Below are 19,478 nucleotides of genomic sequence, written 5' to 3' on the forward strand. Positions count from 1 at the left end.
CCGGCTTCCGCCTGCTTGATGAAGCCGATGATCTGTTCGGTGGTGAAGCGACTCTTGCGCATGTCCGTCCTCTTGGATGACGGACTCTACCTAGCTTCGGCTGGTACGGCTCAGTGGGGGCAGGTCAGCCGGAATCAGATCAGATTCCGAACCACACACCTGCAATCAGATCATCTTTTAATGAACGCCTCGAATCCGAGAGAATGAGCAGCTCGGAAACAAATGCCCGAAAAGATTAACCCCGAAACGCGATCTCGAATGATGTCAGGAATTCGAGGCTCCAACACGAAGCCCGAGCTCCTGATCAGATCCGGATTGCATGCTGCAGGCTTCCGCTTCCGACTGCATGCTCGTGCGTTGCCAGGCAGGCCTGACTTGGTGCTGCCACGGTGGCGGGTTGCGGTGTTCGCCCACGGGTGCTTCTGGCACGGACACAAGGGCTGCGGCTATTTCCGCATCCCCAAGACGCGGACCGAGTTCTGGACCGAGAAGATCGCGGCCAACGCGAGACGCGACGAGATGGCCATACAAGCGCTGCACGCGCTCAAATGGCGGATTGCAGTCGTGTGGGAATGCGCGCTGCGCCAAGCCCCAGAACAGACCCTTGCTGAGCTGGCAGGGTTCATCAGATCAGATCGGAGCTACATCGAGATCCGTGAGCTGAAATAGTCAGTTCAGAAGCCTGTGCACGATGCCGGCGATCTGATGCCCGAGCCAAGGCGGCACCGCATTGCCCACCTGCCTGCGTTGAGCGCCTCCAGGCCCTTCGAAGAAGAAGTTGTCGGGGAAGGTCTGTAGCCGCGCGGCCTCACGGACTGTGAGGCTGCGCATCTGCGATGGATCCGGATGGATGAAGTAGTGTCCGTCCTTCGCCAGATGACTGGTGATCGTGGACGAGGGCGCGTTCCACCTCTGCGCCTTGAAGCGGTCAATGAAATGGTTGCTCGCGGACCAGTTCTTGTGGTTCGGGTACAGCCTTTCCGGGAACTCTAGGGCGCCTCTAGGGGAGCGGTCGTGCGCCGCCGCGAAGGCAGACACGTAAGCATAGCGCAGGAGGTCACTCGCCATATGCGCCCGCGTCTCGTGCTGGAGGATCCCATCCATCCGCGGGTCTTCCATTAACTGTCGGAGATGGGCCGGGAGGTTGGTCGCCTTCGCACAGGGGAGCCAGCGAGCGCCCGTTGTCAGCTCGCCGCCGGTCCAAGCTGCTGCGGCCGATTCGCGCAGACATGCGGCCGTGCCGCTGTCTACCTTTTCGGCGATGCTGACGCATTCATCGAGACTGCGAACGGAAAAGTCTCTCCAGGAGGAAATGATGTCACCGGTCAGGGAGCTTCTGACCTTCGGCAGAGCAGCAACCACATCGCGCAGCGCAACATCAGGCAGCCCCTCCTCGAGAGGTACCAGGGATTTGCCGACATCCTCAAGAACGCCAAGCAGGATCACACGGTGACGCTTCTGCGGCATCCCCAGCAGCTCGCTGCGGACGATGAAGTCGCTTGGCTGCCACGCGTGGTTTGGCCGCTGGACGATAGGCTCGATGCGGTAGCGCGGTCCATCCGCGCCGCCCGGCCGCTCCAGCTGCTCAAAGATTTCCCGGAAGATGTGTGCCCCTCCCACTCGGGAGGACAGGATGCCTTTCACATTCTCGAGGACGAAGGCTGCTGGCCTGTGCCTTGCGAGGATGTGCAGGTAATGCTGGTACAGGAAGTGTCGGCCATCGGTTTCAGGCAGGTATCCAGCAATACCGCGGTTGCGGGCCCGCCCCACCAATGAGAACGCCTGACATGGCGGCCCCCCGACAAGCACCCACGGCTGCCCCTGGCGTGCAGCTTGCCGCGCCACATGCTCGATGCGCTGGTCGAGGTAGCGGTCGTGATCCGGCCGCCCCAGTTCAACCTGACATACGCGCTGATCAGCCGCCTTCCACAGGTGCTCGGTTTTTCCGCACCAAGGGGCGGCGCGCGCGCCTTGCACGTAGTCGTAGTAGCTGGCCGGCGCCTCGCCGGAGGGAAAGCTCCGGAAAAACGCGCGCGTACGCAGCGTCTGCACTGCGTGCCGGTCCATCTCGGCCGAGAGCGCAACGTGGAAGCGCCCACCACCCCGGTAAGCCTCGAAGCCTTCTCCCAGCCCTCCCGCTCCCGCGAAGATGTCCACAACAGGAATCGGGTGATCGGGCTTCACGGGTTGTACACAGCGTCGAGGGGCGCCAGGATCGCAGGCGGTGAGCCCACTGTCAAAGGTCGTCGTCTCACGGGCCGCGACAGAACTACGGATCATGGGGCACCGTGGGCATGGTGGCCGACGAGCAGCGCAGCCACGCTGGATCCACGCTTCGAGATCTCAGGACGTGGACCGCGGATGACTGCGGCAGGGGGAAGGGATGACGGAAGAAGTACAGGGGCAGCTGACGTTGCGGCCGAGCGCAGCGCGTCTGCTGGAGTCAATGCGCGATATCGGCTACTCGTTCGAGAGCGCGCTGGCCGACATCGTCGACAACAGCATCTCCGCCGGAGCCACACGGATAGAGATCGCAAACGATGTCCACGCCGATGCCGGACCGTACCTGGCCGTGCTCGACAACGGGCGGGGGATGACGACCGACGCCCTCACGGCTGCCATGCAGCACGGCAGCAGAAGCCCCCGGGAGACACGTGAGGCGGGAGACCTTGGCCGGTTTGGCCTCGGCATGAAGACGGCCTCGTTCTCACAGTGCCGACGGGTGACTGTCGTATCCCGTTCCGGAGGTCGCCTCGCAGCACGGTGCTGGGATCTTGACCTGGTCGTCGAGAAGGACGACTGGATCCTGCGGGTCCTGGACGATGGGGAAATCGGCAAGCTGCCACTCGTGGACCGGATCGGCGCCTGCGGGACACTCGTGCTGTGGCAGAAACTGGACCGCCTCGACGCGCTGGGAGATCAGGACGACCAGCTCTACGCCGCGCTGAACCAGATGTTCGGTCTGGCGCGACCCCATCTCGCCCTGACCTTCCACCGCTTCATCGCACCGGAGCCGGGAGAAGGCAGCCGGGCGGTCACCATGACGATCAATGGCGCGCAGGTGGAAGCCCTTGACCCCTTCGCCCGCCTGATGACTCCGCGCTCTGACGCGCATGCAGTGGAAGTGGTTCGCATGGACCAAGGCGACATCGTCGTCCAGGCGTTCACCCTCCCGCACCACCAGCGGCTGAAGACCGCGCAGCTGCAGGCGCTGGAACTTGGATCCAGCCTTGTGGAAACGCAGGGGCTGTATGTCTATCGCGCGAGACGGCTGATCGCCGGCGGCACCTGGCTAGGGCTCGCACGACGGGCGGAGCTTACCAAGCTGCTGCGCGTGCGCGTGGACGTGCCGACTTCACTCGACGCCGAATGGAGCGTCGACGTCAGGAAGTCACGCGTCCGACCGCCTGCTGCCGTAAGGGCAAAGCTACGGCCACTGGTCGAGAGGATGACCGAGACCGCGCGCCGGCCCTATACCTACCGCGGCACCAGGCAGGCAGCGGCGTCGGGGCTTCCCCTCTGGGAGCGTGTCGAGGAGCGTGGCACGCTGCGCTACGAGGTGCGCCGCGATCATCCGATGATCGAGGCACTGCAGAAGGCCGCAGGAGCGCAGACGAGTGTCGACGCCGTGCTGCTCGCAATCGAGTCCACGCTTCCGCTCGAATCACTCTTCTCGGATGTCGCCGGCACGCCGCAGGCGCTGCGTCAGAGCGCGATGGCCCATGACGAACTCCAGAAGCTCCTCGCCGCATTCGTCGAAGCGATGGCGCCTGGCAAGGACACACTGCCGTCGTCCATTGCGGAGGCCATCCTCGCCACTCCCGTCTTCGCGGGCCAACCATCCGCACGCGCCGTACTCGCCGGCCTGCGCCACATCGAAAACTGAGGACTGTTGATGACGCATCAGCAACTGCTGGGTCTTGCTCGCACGGCCATGGTGGGACGCGCCGCCCAGACTCCAGCCGAGATCCTCGAGGTGGTGCGAACTCTCGCCGCACTTCCCTTCATGGATCCTGCGCCAGCGGAAGACGACATCGCCGAAGCAGCTCAGCAACTCGAACGTGAGTTCGAGGTCATGCTGGGGCCCGCGCACACCATCCAAGCGAGCGGGCATCGACCATGGCTGCGCGGCCGCGCGCACGAAATCAAGTTCCGCTACTGGCAGCGCTACCGCCACTTCCTCATCGCGGGCGGCATGGCCGAACGTGTCATCAACACCGTCGCCGACGTTACCGACACCATCGTCGATCTTGCCGGCGATCCGACGACAGAGGGCAAGTGGTCGCGCCGCGGGCTGGTCGTCGGCCACGTCCAGAGCGGCAAGACGGCGAACTACCTCGGCGTCATCAACAAGGCCGCGGATGCCGGATACCGTGTGGTCATCCTGATCGCAGGTGTGCACAACAACCTGCGCTCCCAGACGCAGGAGCGTGTCGATCAAGGCTTCGTGGGCCGTGACAGCGACCAGATCCTGAGCCGTCAGGCCAATGTGGATCGTGTCGGCGTCGGCCTTATCAATCCCGGCTTCACCGCCACCGCCTACACGAGTCGCGCCCACGATTTCAGCCGTGCAAAGGCGGAGAGCCTCGGCAACCCGCTTCAGAACAGCGCCGAACCGGTCATCCTCGTCATCAAGAAGAACCCATCGATCCTCAACAACCTGATCGACTGGATCCGTGGCACGAGCGCGTCGCAGGGGGGACTTACGCTTCCGATGCTCGTGATCGACGACGAGGCCGACAATGCGTCCGTCGACACCTCCAAGGACCCCGAAGCACCCCGCACCATCAACCGGCTGATCCGTGCGCTTCTGAGTCTCTCGACCCGAAACGCCTACATCGGCTACACCGCCACCCCCTTTGCCAACATCTTCATCGATCCGGAAACGGAGAACACAGACCAGGGGAAGGACCTCTTCCCGCGGGACTTCATCGTCGGTCTGGATGCACCTTCGAACTACGTCGGCGCGCACGAGTTCTTTCTCTCAGATGATGCGGAACAGCTTACGGTTGACCTGACGGACACCGAGAAGTGGTTGCCCGTCAAGCACAAGATCGACTGGCGCGTGGACGGCCTGCACCCAAGCCTCATTGAAGCCATCGACTGCTTTGTCGTCTCCAAGGCGATCCGGATCCTGCGGGGACAGGGCAACCGGCATCACTCCATGCTGGTCAATGTCTCCCGCTTCACGCGCGTGCAGGGCGATGTTGCGCGAGAGATATCCCAGCACCTCGTCGGGATGCAGGCCGCGATCCAGAACCGACACGCGATGCAGACGGAGGCGGCCCTGCGCGATCCCTTCCTGCGGTCGCTCTACGACACATGGCAGAAACACTACGCCGGCGGCAAGGAACAATGGGTCGACATCCAGCGCGAGCTGCACCGCGCTGCAGCCAGCATGTCGGTCGTTGAGATAAATGCTTCGAGAGGCTCGGGTAAGCTCGACTACCGAGCCCATGCCGACACGGGCCTCAATGTCATCGCAGTGGGCGGCAACTCGCTCTCACGCGGCTTCACCCTGGAGGGGCTGACGGTCAGCTACTTCCTCCGGAACACGCAGATGTACGACACGCTCCTTCAGATGGGGCGCTGGTTCGGATATCGGGATGGCTTCAAGGATCTCTGCCGTCTCTTTCTGCATCCCGACGCAAGCGACTGGTACGGATTCATTGCCGAAGCAACCGAAGAGCTTCGCGACGAGATACGAAGGATGGAATTGAGCGGGCTTACTCCGATGGACTTCGGGCTGGCCGTGCGGAGCCATCCAGGGGCACTGATGGTCACCGCCCGCGACAAGATGCGGAACACGGAGCAGATCGTTCGCGAGGTGGGGCTCGCCGGGAAGCTTGTCGAGACGTCCGTACTCATCGCTTCGGAAGCGGCACGGGTTCGGAACATCGGCGCTCTTGAGCATCTTGTTGAGCGGATGCTCGGTGAGCACGGGCCACCGGAAGCGGTCGAGCCCACCGCCATCCTTACGAATCACCTGTTCCGGAATGTAAGCGCCGATAACGTACTCGACCTCATCGCCTCGTTCGGGACACATCCAGGTCAGCTTGAGATGCAGCCGACGCCTCTGAGCAACTACATCCGTGATCGCGGCCTTGGGCAGTGGGATGTGGTGCTCGTGTCCAGCTCACGCGCCAAGGCCGAGACCGGTGACGTCATGGATGTCCACGGGCTGGCAGTCGGGCTACAGGAGCGGGTTGTCGAGGTAAGGCCCAGTGGACGCTTCGAGAACGCCCTGCTCGTATCCGGGACGAAGCGCCGCGTTGCATCCCGCGGTGTGGAGAAGATCGGCCTGTCGGAAGAGGAGATCCACGCAGCACGCGCCGCGCACGGCGAGTCAAAGAAGAACATTCCGGATCATCTGTTCCGGGAGCAGCGGAGCCGCCCTCTTCTGATGCTCCATCTCCTTAGGACGAAAGATGACAAGGGTGCACCTGGTAACGTCCATGCAGCCTACGGCCTGAGTTTCCCGGGACTTTCAGCCGGAGAGAAGGAAAAGCTGGTGCTCTATACCGCCAATCTCATCGCGTATCGGGAGCTCTACGGTACGAGGGAAGATGAAGAGGACGATGAGGACGCAGCGGCCAATGCGTGACGATCCCTGGGCGGGACTAGGTCCCACGCCGCAGCAGATCATCGGGAACCGGGTCGGCGGACAGCATGCCCTCTCGATCTACTGGGTCCGCAGCCCGGATGGCTCGCCCGGACTTCTGCTGCGCGGCATCGACCGAGGTGCGGTTCCGTCTGCGCTTCCGCGCCCTCGAGGGCTCGCGATCGCGGTCAGCGCTCCCGGCGAGCAGCCGGCGGAAGCAGGGCTCTATCTGCAATCCCGGGCGGAACAGGAAGTCTTCGTAGCCCTTTGCAGGGACGTCATCTCCTACTCGTCGAAAGACGCAACACCTCGCGGAGCGACGTCGCTCGCTTTTCGCCGGATCGAGCACTGGCATTCGCTCCTCAACCGGCGCGCGCCCGAGGAGATGGGGCCTCAGGAAGTCCGCGGCCTGATCGGCGAACTCTGGGTGCTGCTTCGCCTCTCGGACGCGATAGGCATGGCAGCTGCCCTGCAATCGTGGGTTGCACCCGACGACCATCCGCAGGATTTCGCCACGGGCGGTGGCGTCGTCGAGGTCAAGACCCGACTGGCCGGCTCAAGACCGCATGCCCGCATCTCCTCGCTTGAGCAGCTGGAAGAGAGCGCACTGCCGCTTCATCTCCTTGTGGTGGAACTGGCACCAGGCAGCAACCCCTCGGCCTTCTCCCTGAACGAGATCGCGCAGCGCGTTCTCGATGTCGCGGAGGAATATGGCCCGGACACGCGCGACGCCGCTGCACTGGCGCTCCTCCGTCGAGGACACGTCGAGAAGGACGCCTACGATGTGGATAGATACACCACCTCCGGCGCGCGGTTGTTCCGGGTTGACGGCACCTTCCCGCGCCTGACGAGATCCCGCACCGACCGTCGCATCCACGCCGCGCAGTACACGCTGGATCTCACTGCACTTGATCCGTTCGAGTGCCCGCTCAACACCGTTCTTCCGCAGCAGGGAGCGTAGTCAACATCATGGATGAGGAGATTGCGCAGTACCGGGACGCTCTGCTCAGCGAGATACAGGCGGACGCCCAGGCGGGCGGCGACTACCTGAGCACGCGGTTCATCGACCGGGTCTGTCAGGTGCTCGAGGCAGGCGAAGAGTTCGTCGAGTACCACGTGTGTCGCGGCCATACCACCAGCCGGCGAGGCGGCCACATCCAGATCGACGCCTACAGCTTCTCGCCCAACGACGGCGTCCTGAACCTGATCGTCTGCGACTTCTCGGGCGAAGCGGCACCGCGGCCTTTGGCCACCGACGAAGTCCGCCGCGTCGCCCAAGGTGGCTTCCGCTTTCTGGAGGGAAGCGTACATGACGCCATAGCAGACCTCTGGGACGAGAGCCATCCTGTGCATGCGCTTTCCCGCGAAGTCTTCTCGATCGCGTCCTCGGACGAGATGACGAAGGCCTGCATATACGTCATTTCCGATCGCCTGGCGGGGGCGACACTTGGCAGGATGCCGGAGTTCTCCCTGGGCACGAAGGACGTGGAGCTTCATCTGTGGGACGTCGCCCGTCTTGCGCGCGTCGAGGCATCCACCAAGGGCCGCGAGGACATCATCATCAATTTCCTGGGCGAGTACGGATGCGGCATCCCTGCACTCCCTGCCGGGCTCGACGGCGCCGCAAGGTACGACTCCTACATGTGCGTCATGCCCGGCAGCATCCTCGCCAGTCTGTATGACCGGTTCGGCGGCCGCATTCTTGAGCAGAACGTTCGTGCGTTCCTTGGCGACAACCGGAAGGTCAACAAGGGGATCCGGGACACACTGCGCTCGCAGCCCGAGATGTTCTTCGCCTTCAACAACGGTCTCACCGTGACGGTTTCCGACCTGAACACGAACATCCACGAGTTCGGGCACACCGAGATCATCAGGGCGAAGGGACTGCAGATCGTCAATGGCGGTCAGACCACGGCGTCCCTGTATTGGGCAAAGAAGGCCGGGGTCGACCTCTCCCAGGTGTACGTGCAGATGAAGCTGTCCCGCCTTCCCGAGGAGGGTTTCGAAGACGCGGTCCACGACATCGCGCGATTCGCGAACGCCCAGAATGCCGTCTCCGCTTCGGATCTCTTCGCAGGGCATCCCTACTTCAAGCGGCTCGAGGCGATCTCCCGACAGACCATCGCGCCTCCTGCGAGGCCGGGGGAAGTCGGGGGCTTCTGGTACTTCGAGCGCACGACAGGCAGCTACAAGGTAGAGCTCAAGCGCAAGGTTGGGCTGGCAGCCAAGACATGGCAGCTGGTCAACCCGAAGAAGCAGCTCCTCACCAAGACCGATGTCGCCCGCTACGACACCACCTTCGAGGGGCTGCCCCACATCGTCAGCTCCGGAGCCCAGAAGAACGTCGCCGCATTCGGAAAGCTGATCACCCAGGCGTGGGGAATCGATCCGGCCATGTTTGACGTCACCTACTTCCGGAGGTTGGTCGGGCGGGCCATCATCACGCGTGCTGTGGACGGCGCGATACCTGCGCAGAGCTGGTACCCCGGCTCCATCGTGCGCCCCCTATCCAGCTACACGCTTGCATTGATGAGCTCGCGGCTGCAGTCCGCCGGTCTGCAGCCGGATTACGACGAAATCTGGCGTACGCAGCGAGCACCCGCAGCTTTCATGGAAGAGGCCATGCGCGTTGCCCGGCTTGTCCTGCCCCTGCTCATGGACATCCCCGAGGAGCAGGTTCGAAATCGTCTTGTGACCGAGTGGGTCAAGAAGGAGGCCTGCTGGCTTCGCGTCGAGGGCAGCGACCTTGAACTGACCCAAGACTTCCTGGCTACAACCATGCCTGCCGCCGCGGGCACACGCCGTCGCCCTGTAGCGTGGAAGGACCGCGCACAACAGCTATGGCGGGACGGCACTTGGAAGCGACTTCACGACTGGAACCGGCTGGAAACGCGATTGACAGCTGGCGAGGCGGAGATTGTCGAGTGGGCCGCAGTCGCGTCCAGTTTCGCTCCGAAGGGCTTCCGGCTTCTCAAGCTGGAAGAGGCGATGAAGCACGCCACGCAGGAGGGCTTCGTCTGACCGAGGGAGCTCTTGAGGACTTGGCAGCTCGTGCACCAGCCTTCAGCCAAGGGCTTTCCGCAGCTGAGCTTCATGGCGTCTAAGGCAAATTGGCCACTATGCTCGTGCATTCCAATCGAAGACGACGCGATTGAGGCACCTGCAAATTTCACTGCTGAAAAAGTAATCGCTGGGTGAGCAGCACTCGCCGGGACGAAAAGCTCAACCCCGTCGTCCGAGGTTCGCGTTACCCCGACGTCAATCGCTTGGTGAGATGAGGAAAATCTTGAGCTCACAATCCAACGTCGAACCCGGCAAGTGGACGCAACTTCCGCCTGTAGCAGGGATGATTAGAGCTCTCGATGCTCTTAAGATACCTGACGCCATGCACCGCGCCAGAATCATTTACTCCCGCGTGGGCGACTGGCTGATCCGAGCTGCCGTAGTCGCAGCCGGACTTGTGGCGCTTATGGTGCTGCTGGCGTTGCTTGGCATGATCGATAAAGAGAGCCTGCGTACGCCCGCGACCATATGCTACATAGGGATCCTTCTGTTATCCCTGTCTTGGCTCGCTGTCGAGGTTGTTCAGCTTCTTCATTTAGATCGCCGCCATCTGATGAGGCCGATCGAGACCATATCTGAGCGTATCGAAGCACAGGCCAAAGAAGATGACCAGTTCATCGGTAAATTGGCGTCTATCCCAGCACAGAAACTCCGGGAGTGCCGCGCGAGGATCGAGTATCAGATCGGCAACATCGCGCAGCGCGCGACCGCAGTTGCGGCCATCGTGTCTGTCCTGGGCCTTCTTCCCAAGGCCTTCCCGATCTTCTCTGAGCAGACCTCCTTGGGCAGCCTGAGCTTGCAACATATCGCAGCATCGATGGCAGTCGGCGCTGGCGTGGGCGTTGTAGTTTTCTCACTAGCCAAGCCCAAGCTCGCCCGCTTGGCCTTCGTCCTGAAGCTGGCGGAAGATCGGCTCGGCGAGGCTGCAAGTAGCCCCCCGCTCGCCCGTATCAATTGAAGCAGCCGCTATCGATCAATCAAAGCCTCTTCCGCAACATGGCCATTACTAGAAAGTTCGAGCGCGACATCGACCTGCTTCTGGCAGAGGAGTTCCTGGTCAATCCAGACTTCGCCTCGTGGTTCCGCTCCCGCACGCGCTTCGCTGCGGAGTCGACGGCGCAGGTCGTCGATGTGGACGTGTCCAAGGCCACGGCTGAGGGCGAGTCCGATCTCATCGTGTACTACCAGCGGCCAGACGGTTCCCGCTTCGCGATCTTCATCGAAGACAAGATCGGTGCTCTCCTGCAGCCGAGCCAGGCAGATCGATATGTGGCGCGGGCGGCGCGGATGGCGGGCAGCGGCTACATCGACGGCGCCGACTTCGTCCTGTGCGCCCCGAGCTCGTACATCGAAGTGTGTTCGCCAGAAGCGATCGCGGCGTTCCGGGTACGCGTGACCTACGAGGAGCTGGCGACCGCCATCGAGTCCGACGGCACTTCGCCCCGTGCCCGCTACCGCGCAAGCTTCCTGCGCGAGGCACTCGCGAAGCCGAAGAGCCAGTGGCAGAAGCAGGTCGACGAGGAGACCGACGCCTTCTGGATGTCGGCCTACGACCTCGCGTCACGGCACTACCCCATCCTCGAGATGCGGAAGAAGAGCTTCACCAAGGGCCAGACCTGGGTGTCATTTCGACCGCACGATTTCCCGACCATGCCGCGGAGGGTCGAGGTGGCCTACAAGGGCGGCTGGGGCTTCGTCGACCTCGCTTTCAGCAGCACGACCGCACACCGGATGCACGAGCTACTCAGCAGTCCGCTACCCGACGACATGACGCTGCACCAGACCGGCAAAAGCGCCTCGATCCGAATCACGGTGCCCGAGTTCGTGATCACCGAGGGGTGGGAGTGCTGCAAAGACGCAATCACTGCCGGCTTCGAAGCTGCTTCCCGGCTCATCGCCTATTTCCGTGAGCACCGATCGTCTCTGCTCGAAGCGGCGGATGCTGCGCGCCAAGTGGCTTAGCTGGCGGTCCGGCTCCCCGCACGCCTCCCACGGCGGAGCTACCGGGCCTAGTCCTTCTTGACCCGCGCCTTCAGCTGTTTCACTAGCTTCCGCTGCTCCGTGAGGGGGAGCCGCGCGATGGCGACGATCGCTTCCGCAATCTCGTCCGTCTCTGCGTACAGCGCTGCCAGCGGCATGCCCAGCGCGTCCGCGAGCTTCTTCGCCGTACGCAGGTCGCACTCGTTGACGCCCCGCTCGTAGCGGTTGATCCGCGTGCGGGCCACGTCAGCGACGATCCCGGCCGCGACGCCCAGCGCTTCCTGTGTCAGGTCGGCCGCCTTTCGGGCAGCACGCAGACGGTTCGCGAAGATGAGGCGGGCGTCTTCCAATTCCTTGCCGCACGAATAGGAGGTTGCCCGTCAGCATGCCGCCTTGCGCCCGTTTCGTCTGTTACTGTATAAGTAACACAGGCGCTTGGGGAGCATCAACGGTCGCGCCTTCCATCCCGCGTTCTCTAACTCGGTTGCGCCACCCAGCCCGGGCAATCGACCCCGCAAGGCTCGTTGGTGACATCCGCCACTGGCCGGCCGGGACGCGCCGGCCGTTTGATCGGAGGCATTACATGCTGAACGACAAGGCTGTTGTTATGCCCGGCTGCGCCGGGCGCATTGGTGGGATCCACGAAGAGGGCTTCTCGAAGACCGACAGGAGCAACGGAAGGGGCGGCGCGAGGCCTCCCGCACGTACTGCCCTGGCCGTGGCGCTCGCGTTGCTGCTCGCTTCGGGCGGTGCTGCCGCTCAGGCGGCGAGGGACAGCGACGTGGACGACACCCTTCCGCCCGATGGCTCGACCACGCCGGAGTCGAACCCCGTCCACCTCGACACCATCGAAGTCACCGGCACCCGCATCCGCGGCGGCACGGTGCCCTCGCCGGTGGTCACCATCGATGCGGCGCGGATCGAGCAGGAGGACTTCGCCGACCTGGGCGAGGTGGTGCGCAGCCTTCCGCAGAACTTCTCCGGCGGGCAGGGGCCCGGCATCGCGCCGGGCGCGACCGGCGGCGGCCAGGGCAACCAGAACATCACCGGCGGCGCCGGCCTCAACCTGCGCGGGCTGGGGCAGGACGCGACGCTCACCCTGCTCAACGGGCGCCGCATGTCCTACGGCGGCTTCGTGCAGATGGTGGACATCAGCGCCATCCCGGTGGAGGCGGTGGAGCGGATCGAGATCGTCGCCGACGGCGCCTCGGCCATCTACGGCTCCGATGCGGTGGGCGGCGTGGGCAACGTGATCCTGCGGCGCGATTTCGACGGCGTGGCGTTGGGCGCGCGCTACGGCGCGGCCACCGACGGCGGGCTCGCCACCCGCGAGGCCACCGCCACCGGCGGCGCGGCCTGGCAGAGCGGCGGCCTGATCGCCACCTGGAAGAAGAGCAGCAACGACCCGATCCGCGCCGACCAGCGCGACTACACGGACGGCATGTACGCACCGACCACGCTCTACCAGGAGGGCGACCTTCGCAGCGGCGTGCTCAGTGGCTGGCAGGAGCTGGGCGACGTGGGCGAGCTGCGGCTCGACGCACTGGGATCGGAGCGCTCGATCCTCACCGAGATGGCCTACGCCACCAACTACGAGCGCAGCACGCCGGAGACGAGCGCCTCGCTGCTGTCGCCCAGCGTCGAGCTCTACCTGCCGGGCGGCTGGACGCTGGAGCTGGGCAGCACCTTTGGCCGCGAGCGCACTGACGGTGCCAATGCCGTGGTGACGCCCGCGGCCGGCACCACGACGGTGACGCGCACCGAGTACCGCAACACCAGCCGCAGCCACGAGCTGGGCGTGGAAGGGCCCGTGGCCAGGGCGCCGGGCGGCGACGCGCGGCTGGCCGCCGGGGTGGGCTATCGCTACAACGACTTCGAGACCCGCTACCCCGACAGCGGCTACACCCAGGCCAGCGGCGACGTGCGCAGCCGCTTCGCCTATGCCGAGGTCGAGGTGCCCCTGGTCGCGCCGGACCAGGGCGTCGCCGGCGCGTACCGGCTGGCGCTCACCGGCGCCGTCCGCAGCGAGGACTACGACCGCTTCGGCGACGTCACCACGCCCAAGCTCGGCGTGGTCTGGGGGCCCAGCCGCGACGTCACGGTCAAGGCCTCGTGGGGCCGCTCGTTCAAGGTGCCCACGCTCTCCCAGCAGTACCTGCAGCGCGACGCGATCCTGTTCCCCGCGATCGCGCTGGGCGGCACGGCCTATCCGCCCGGGGCGACGGCGCTCTACCTCGTCGGCGGCAACCCGGACCTCGACCCGGAGCGGGCGCGCACCTGGAGCGCCTCGCTGGCCTTCCATCCGGCCGCCCTGCCCGGCTTCGAGTCGGAGGTCACCTGGTTCGATGTCGACTACAGCGACCGGGTGGTGCAGCCGCTCGTCCCCGCGCAGGCGCTGTCGAACCCGGCCTTCGCGGAGTTCCTCGAGCCCGGGCCCAGCGCGGAGGAGCTGGATGCCCTGCTGCGGACCTTCCGCTTCACCAACGCGACGGGCCAGCCGCTGGATGCGGCGACGATCGCAGTGGTGGTGCCCAACCTCTACGTCAACAGCGCGCGGCAGCGCGTGCGCGGCGCGGACGTCTCCGGCCGCTACCGGTTCGACCTGGCCGAGGGCGCGCTGACGCTGCGCGGTGCGCTCACCTGGCTCGACAGCACGCGCCAGGTCTCGTCGGGCCAGCCGGAGCTCGACATGGCGGGCGAGCTGTTCTATCCGGCCGACCTCAACGCGCGCGTCGGCGCGGTGTGGAACCGCAGCGGCTTCACCGGCTCGCTGTTCGGCAACTACCGCAGCGGCGTGCGCAATCCGGTGGACGGCGAGGACGGGGCCTCGTTCACCACCTTCGATGCCACGCTCCGCTACGACACCGGCATGCACGCCGGTGCGCTCTCCGACGTGGCGCTGGAGCTCACCGTCCAGAACCTCCTCGACCGCGCGCCGCCGCTGTATGCGGTGGCCTCGCCGACCTTCGCGCCCTACGACTCCACGAACTACTCGGCCATCGGCCGCTTCGCTGCCGTCTCCGTCTCCAAGCGCTGGTGACGCCTGCGCGCAGTCGTCGGGGTTCGAATCGGACAGGAGCGGAAGCATGGTCGAGGTCGGTGGTCGCAAGGCGTGGAAGTGGGCCCTGGTGCTGGGCGCGTGGCCCTGGCTGCTCGTGCCGCCCGGGCAGGCGGGCGCGGTGTCGTCCCGGCAGCTGGTGGAGATCGCCGACTTCGGCAGCCCGGTGGTGTCTCCGGACGGGAGACTGGTGGCGTATCGCGTGTCCCAGGCGTCGATCGAGCGCAATACGGACGACACGGTCTGGTACGTGCAGCGGATGGACGGGACGGCGCCGCCGCGCCGGGTGGCCGACGGCGGCGTGCCGCTGCGCGATTCGGCCGGCATCCCGGTGCCGGCGGAGATGGCGTGGTCACCTGACAGCCGCTGGGTCTTCTATCGGGCGCGGCTCGACGGCCGGGTCGCGGTGTGGCGCGTCTCCGCCGACGGCGCCGTGGCAGAGCCGGTCACCGACGATGCGGCGGACGTGGAGGAGTTCGCGCTGGATGCGGCCGGCACGCGGCTCACCTACCGCGTCGGCCTGCCGCGCGAGGCGGTGCGCGACGCGGAAGAGGCGGAGTACGACCGCGGCATCCGCATCGACCGGGCCGCGCCGCTGGGCCAGGGCCTGTTCCGCTCCGGCCTCACCGAGGGGCGCCTGGCCACGCAACGCCTGGGCCAGGTCTTCAACCGGGTGCCGCTGACCGCGGCGACGGCGACGCAGTGGAAGGCCGTCGGGCTGGATGCGGGCACGCGCGACGCCGTGCCCGCCGATGCGCCGGCGGCGCCATCGCTGCCGGCCGTGCTGCAGGACCTTCCCGATCTCTGGCAAACCGCGGACGAGCCGGGCGGCGACCGCGTTGCCTTCCTCACCCGCAGCGGCGAACGCACGGCGCAGCGGCGGGTCGAGCTGGGCGTCGCGCGCGGGCCGGGCGCGCGCGACGTGGTGATGTGCCGGGCGGCGGCCTGCACGGGCGCGGAGATCAGCGGCATCCAGTGGCGGCCCGGCAGCGAGGAGGTGCTGTTCACCGTCACGCGGTACACGGCGGGCTTTGCGCAGTCGATCCATCGCTGGGACGTGGCGAGCGGCGCCGTGCATCCGGTGGCAGCCAGCAACGGCATGTTCGCCGGCGAGGGCCGCTGGGGCCCGGGAACCTGCGGCGTGTCGGCGGCGGCGCTCGCCTGCGTCACCGCCGAGGCGAACCGCCCGCCGCGGCTGGAGCGGATCGACCTCGCCACGGGCGCGCGGCAGGTGCTGTTCGATCCGAACGAGGTGCTGGCGCGCGACCTTGGCGCGCTCGACGCGGAACTGCTCCGGTGGTCGGATGCGGACGGCCAGGTCTTCTCCGGCCAGCTTTATCCCGCGCGCCGCATCGACGGCAGGCCGCCGCCGCTGTTCGTCACCTACTACCGGTGCATGGGTTTCGTGCGCGGCGGCGCCGGCGACGAATGGCCGCTCGCCGTGCTGGCGGAGCACGGCATTGCGACGCTGTGCATCAACGCGCCGTCCTTCTCGGCCGACGCCGCGGAGCGCTACGGCGTGGGCCTGTCGGCGGTCGAGAGCGCGGTCGACCTGCTGGCCGCCGAAGACAGGATCGACCGCACCCGCGTCGGCATGGGCGGGCTCAGCTTCGGCAGCGAGGTGACCATGTGGACGCTGATCCACTCCGACCTGCTCGCCGCGGCCTCGCTGGCATCGCCGACGACCTCGCCGATGTACTACCTGCTGGGCAGCAACATCGGCGAGGAGTTCCTCTCGATCCTGCGGAGCAACTGGCAGCTCGGCGCGCCGGAGGAGACGCCCGCCGACTGGCAGCGGATCTCGCCGACGGCGAACCTCGACCGCATCCGCGCGCCGGTCCTGATGCAGCTGGCCGAGCAGGAGACCATGCACGGGCTGGACTACATGATCCCGCTGATGCGCGACGGACGCGCGGACATCTACGTGTTCCCGCATGCGCCGCACAACAAGTTCCAGCCCCGGCACAAGCTGGCGGTGTACGAGAGGAACCTGGACTGGTTCCGCTTCTGGCTGCTGGGCGAGGAGGACGCGGCACCGGCCAAGGCAGCGCAGTACGCGCAGTGGCGGGCGATGCGCGAGCGCCTGGGCGAGGACCTCGCCGCGCGCTAGGGCTGGTGGCGCACCCAGTTCTCGACCATGCACAGCTCGAACAGGCGCAGGAACGTCTGGTCCCGCGCCGGCAGGTCGTCCGCGGCGAGGAACTGCGCGATCGCGCGCGTGTCGAGGAGGCCCTGTCCCGCGAGGCGGCCGGAGAGCAGGAAGTCCCGCATCGTGCGTCTGTTCTGCTGGTACACGACGCCGAGGTAGCTCATGTACGTCGCCTTGCTCTGGCGGTGCAGGACGTCGGCCGGCAGCCTGTCGGCGAAGGCATCGCGGGCGACGGCGCGGTTGCGTCCGCCGGCGATCCACATCCAGCTCGGCGTGCGCAGGCAGGCTTCCATGGCCGGCTGCGAGAGCAGCGGGAAGCGGAACGGCCGCCTGGCGCCGCGTGCGGCCTGGCCCTGGAACAGCTGGTTGCCGGCGAGGTCGACGATGCGCTCGCGGTCGCCGGGCAGCGCGCCGTCGGGTGCGGCCGACCACGGATGCTCGAGCGGTGCGATGTCGGCCGCAGCCGGTGCGAGGAAGGCGGCGGCGCGATGCGTCGGCGAGCTCGGCGCTCGGCGCAGCTTCGACAGCGTCAGCCGGCCGGCCTTCCAGAACGTGCACTGGTGCAGCGCGGCCAGGTCGCGCACCGCGGCAAGGCCCGCCCCGGGCCCCTGCGCCGCGAACGCGTCCGCGGCCGGCGCCGCGGTGCGCAGGTAGCAGAACACCGAGTCGCCGCCACCGCCGGAGTAGAAGCTCGTCGCGCCGTGGCGCTCCGCCGCCTCCTCCATGATCCCGTCGATGGCGTGCTGGAGCGGGCCCATTCCCGGCGACACGGATTCGGGCGCAGGCACGAACTCAAGTCGTGCGCGCTCGAAGGGCAGCGTTTCGGTGTGCAGCGGCACGCCGAGGGCATCGGCCATCAGCTGGGCGTAGTGCCGTTCGTCCACGCCGGGGACCGGCGTGACCAGGTTCACGCAGACGACGCGGGCGGGGCTGTCGGCGAGGCAGGCCGCGACGATGGAGGAGTCGAGGCCGCCGGACAGCTCCAGCAGGACGGTGCCGTCCATGCTGGCCCACGCACCCACTGTGGCCGCGACTGCGCGGCGCACGTCGCAGGCCGCCTCATGGGGATCGGTGTGGCGGACTGCGGGTGCGACGAACGCCCACGGCGACCACGCTTGATCGACCGAGACGCGCGACGGCTCGACCCGCAGCGAGGTGCCGGGCAGCAGTTCGAGCACGTCGCGCAGCCCGGTGCGCTGCGTCTTGATGCCCGGATAGGCCAGGCGGTGCGCGATGGAGTCCCAGTCGACCCGCCGTTCGTGGAGGCCCGCGCGAGCGGCCAGGGAAATGTCGGAGGTGAGGAAGCCGCAGCCGTCGGCGATGGCGTAGACGCAGGGGATGTGCCCGGTAGCCGTCGGCGAAAGGGTGACGATGAGCGCATCGGCCTCGGGCTGGATCAGGAGATACGAGCCCCAGAAGTCGCGCAGGATGCGGCGGCGGACGTCTGCGGGCACTGCGCATCGGAGGGCAGCGACGGGATCGGCGACCTGCCCGTCGCGCGTGAACAGGTCGCCGATGAGCACCGCGCCGCCGGGCAGCCGCCACCTCCTGAGGTCGGCCGAGCCGAGGAGCGAGACGCAGGCACCGGCGTGGTGCTCGCGCATGCCGGCGGATTCGAGCCTTCGGGTGACGTCTGCGGCGCGCGCGGCGAGCTCGTCGCCAGGGCGGCCGAGGACGGCGAGGTAGGCGCCGGCCATCAGACCACGCGTATCGGCGTATGTGCCGACACGTGCCCGACGCTGTCGTTGAGGACGATGTCGCGGTGCTGCACCCAGCAGTGCGCCGCGAACGGCTGGCCGGCGACGCCGAAGACGAGGTCGGCATGGATGCCCCGCTTCGCCAGGAAGCGGACCATCGCGATCGAGTCGACGAGGCAGCACGTCTGCACCGGGACGAAGGGCCGCGCTGCGCGGAATGTGGCGGCGGCATCGAGGGCGCGCGATGCGTCGGCGTCCGAGGTGATTGCGTGCGCTGCGCGTCGGATCCGCAGCGAGACGAGCCGGGCGAGGATGCCCTGCAGCGGACGTGTCCTGAGCTGCAGTTGCGTCGAGCAGACGGCCGCGAAGGTGTCGAGCACGGCGACCGGGTCGGACGTGCTCCTGCGCTGCCCGCTCTCGGCGCCCGGGCCTTCGATGGCGCTGCGGGTCGGTCGCGTCACTGACACCTCGGTGGGATGACCGGGGCGGTCAGGGCCCTCCACGAGGATGTTCTGCTGGACCAGCCGGCGAAGCTGGCCGTCCGGCGCCTGGCGTCCATCCATGTGTTCGAGGAAGGCGGTCTGCAGATCGTCCGCCAGGCGGAAGTAGCGGTCGTTCCGGATGTCCAGAAAGATCAGGCGCCCGTCGGCGCGACAGAACGAGAGGTCGTGATGCAGGCCCAGCCGGGTCATGTGGGTGCGCCTCCGAACGGATGGGGCGCGCCTTGCGGCGCGCCCCGGTCGGTCATGCTTCGGAGATGCCCTCGAGCGGGAGGACACCGAAGTTCTCGGTGATCCCCGCCATTCCCTTGGTCTCGATGCTGGCGACACCGAGCTCGATCACGTCCTGCGGCACCTGCTCCCGTGCGTTGTCGTTCGCGTTCATCCCAGTTCTCCTTACGGTTGCGTCATGGCCGATCCATGACGCACA

Annotated in this window: 14 protein-coding genes; 9 read left to right on the forward strand and 5 right to left on the reverse strand. The window is 66.5% G+C overall.

All coding sequences use genetic code 11. The annotated features are described in order from the left end of the window. Nucleotides 1–222 precede the first annotated feature (222 nt). On the forward strand, nt 223–669 hold the full coding sequence (locus tag KB893_RS06730; RefSeq protein WP_211927707.1) for a very short patch repair endonuclease: 447 nt from the start codon (nt 223–225) through the stop codon (nt 667–669). Here KB893_RS06730 and KB893_RS06735 read toward each other — a convergent pair whose 3' ends face one another. Next, a complete protein-coding gene (locus tag KB893_RS06735; RefSeq protein WP_211927706.1) occupies nt 670–2,157 on the reverse strand; it encodes a DNA cytosine methyltransferase in 1,488 nt (495 codons plus the stop codon). A 226-nt stretch (nt 2,158–2,383) separates the two neighbouring features. On the opposite strand from KB893_RS06735, the gene KB893_RS06740 reads away from it, so the two are divergent. The 6 genes from KB893_RS06740 to KB893_RS06765 all read left to right on the forward strand — a co-directional run bounded on the left by KB893_RS06740 (nt 2,384) and on the right by KB893_RS06765 (nt 11,626). Further along, a complete protein-coding gene (locus KB893_RS06740) occupies nt 2,384–3,886 on the forward strand; it encodes an ATP-binding protein (RefSeq protein ID WP_211927705.1) in 1,503 nt (500 codons plus the stop codon). A 9-nt stretch (nt 3,887–3,895) separates the two neighbouring features. Then, on the forward strand, nt 3,896–6,604 hold the full coding sequence (locus tag KB893_RS06745; protein ID WP_211927704.1) for a Z1 domain-containing protein: 2,709 nt from the start codon (nt 3,896–3,898) through the stop codon (nt 6,602–6,604). Beyond that, the gene (locus KB893_RS06750; RefSeq protein WP_213173584.1) at nt 6,597–7,562 is read left to right on the forward strand and encodes a PD-(D/E)XK motif protein; all 966 of its coding nucleotides are present in this window, start codon (nt 6,597–6,599) and stop codon (nt 7,560–7,562) included. Before KB893_RS06745 ends, KB893_RS06750 begins: the two co-directional genes overlap by 8 nt. Before the next feature lie 8 nt (nt 7,563–7,570). After that, the gene (locus KB893_RS06755) at nt 7,571–9,622 is read left to right on the forward strand and encodes an AIPR family protein (RefSeq protein ID WP_211926439.1); all 2,052 of its coding nucleotides are present in this window, start codon (nt 7,571–7,573) and stop codon (nt 9,620–9,622) included. Nucleotides 9,623–9,986: 364 nt separating this feature from the next. Continuing rightward, complete coding sequence (locus KB893_RS06760) at nt 9,987–10,622, forward strand: hypothetical protein (RefSeq protein WP_211926438.1); 636 nt, start codon at nt 9,987–9,989, stop codon at nt 10,620–10,622. After that, nucleotides 10,619–11,626, forward strand: coding sequence for a hypothetical protein (locus tag KB893_RS06765; protein ID WP_211926437.1), 1,008 nt, complete (start codon nt 10,619–10,621; stop codon nt 11,624–11,626). The genes KB893_RS06760 and KB893_RS06765 overlap by 4 nt, the downstream gene beginning before the upstream one ends. Before the next feature lie 47 nt (nt 11,627–11,673). Here the strand turns inward: KB893_RS06765 and KB893_RS06770 are convergent, their stop codons facing one another. Then, a complete protein-coding gene (locus KB893_RS06770; RefSeq protein WP_211926436.1) occupies nt 11,674–11,994 on the reverse strand; it encodes a helix-turn-helix domain-containing protein in 321 nt (106 codons plus the stop codon). Between the two features lie 431 nt (nt 11,995–12,425). On the opposite strand from KB893_RS06770, the gene KB893_RS06775 reads away from it, so the two are divergent. After that, entirely contained in the window at nt 12,426–14,684 is a 2,259-nt protein-coding gene (locus KB893_RS06775) for a TonB-dependent receptor plug domain-containing protein (protein ID WP_338026885.1), read from the forward strand. A gap of 46 nt (nt 14,685–14,730) precedes the next feature. Continuing rightward, nucleotides 14,731–16,812: an Atxe2 family lasso peptide isopeptidase gene (locus KB893_RS06780; RefSeq protein WP_211926435.1), complete on the forward strand. Its 2,082-nt coding sequence runs from the start codon at nt 14,731–14,733 to the stop codon at nt 16,810–16,812. Here KB893_RS06780 and KB893_RS06785 read toward each other — a convergent pair. From KB893_RS06785 to KB893_RS06795, 3 genes are read right to left on the reverse strand one after another with little or no spacing between them, the layout of a single operon-like run. Next, a complete protein-coding gene (locus KB893_RS06785; RefSeq protein WP_211926434.1) occupies nt 16,809–18,548 on the reverse strand; it encodes an asparagine synthase-related protein in 1,740 nt (579 codons plus the stop codon). The genes KB893_RS06780 and KB893_RS06785 overlap by 4 nt on opposite strands. Beyond that, on the reverse strand, nt 18,548–19,240 hold the full coding sequence (locus tag KB893_RS06790) for a lasso peptide biosynthesis B2 protein (protein ID WP_211926433.1): 693 nt from the start codon (nt 19,238–19,240) through the stop codon (nt 18,548–18,550). The genes KB893_RS06785 and KB893_RS06790 overlap by 1 nt, the downstream gene beginning before the upstream one ends. Nucleotides 19,241–19,292: 52 nt before the next feature. After that, complete coding sequence (locus KB893_RS06795) at nt 19,293–19,433, reverse strand: benenodin family lasso peptide (RefSeq protein ID WP_211926432.1); 141 nt, start codon at nt 19,431–19,433, stop codon at nt 19,293–19,295. Nucleotides 19,434–19,478 lie beyond the last annotated feature (45 nt).

It is taken from the genome of Coralloluteibacterium stylophorae, from assembly GCF_018122625.2.
GTDB classification, from domain to species: Bacteria; Pseudomonadota; Gammaproteobacteria; order Xanthomonadales; family Xanthomonadaceae; genus Coralloluteibacterium; species Coralloluteibacterium stylophorae.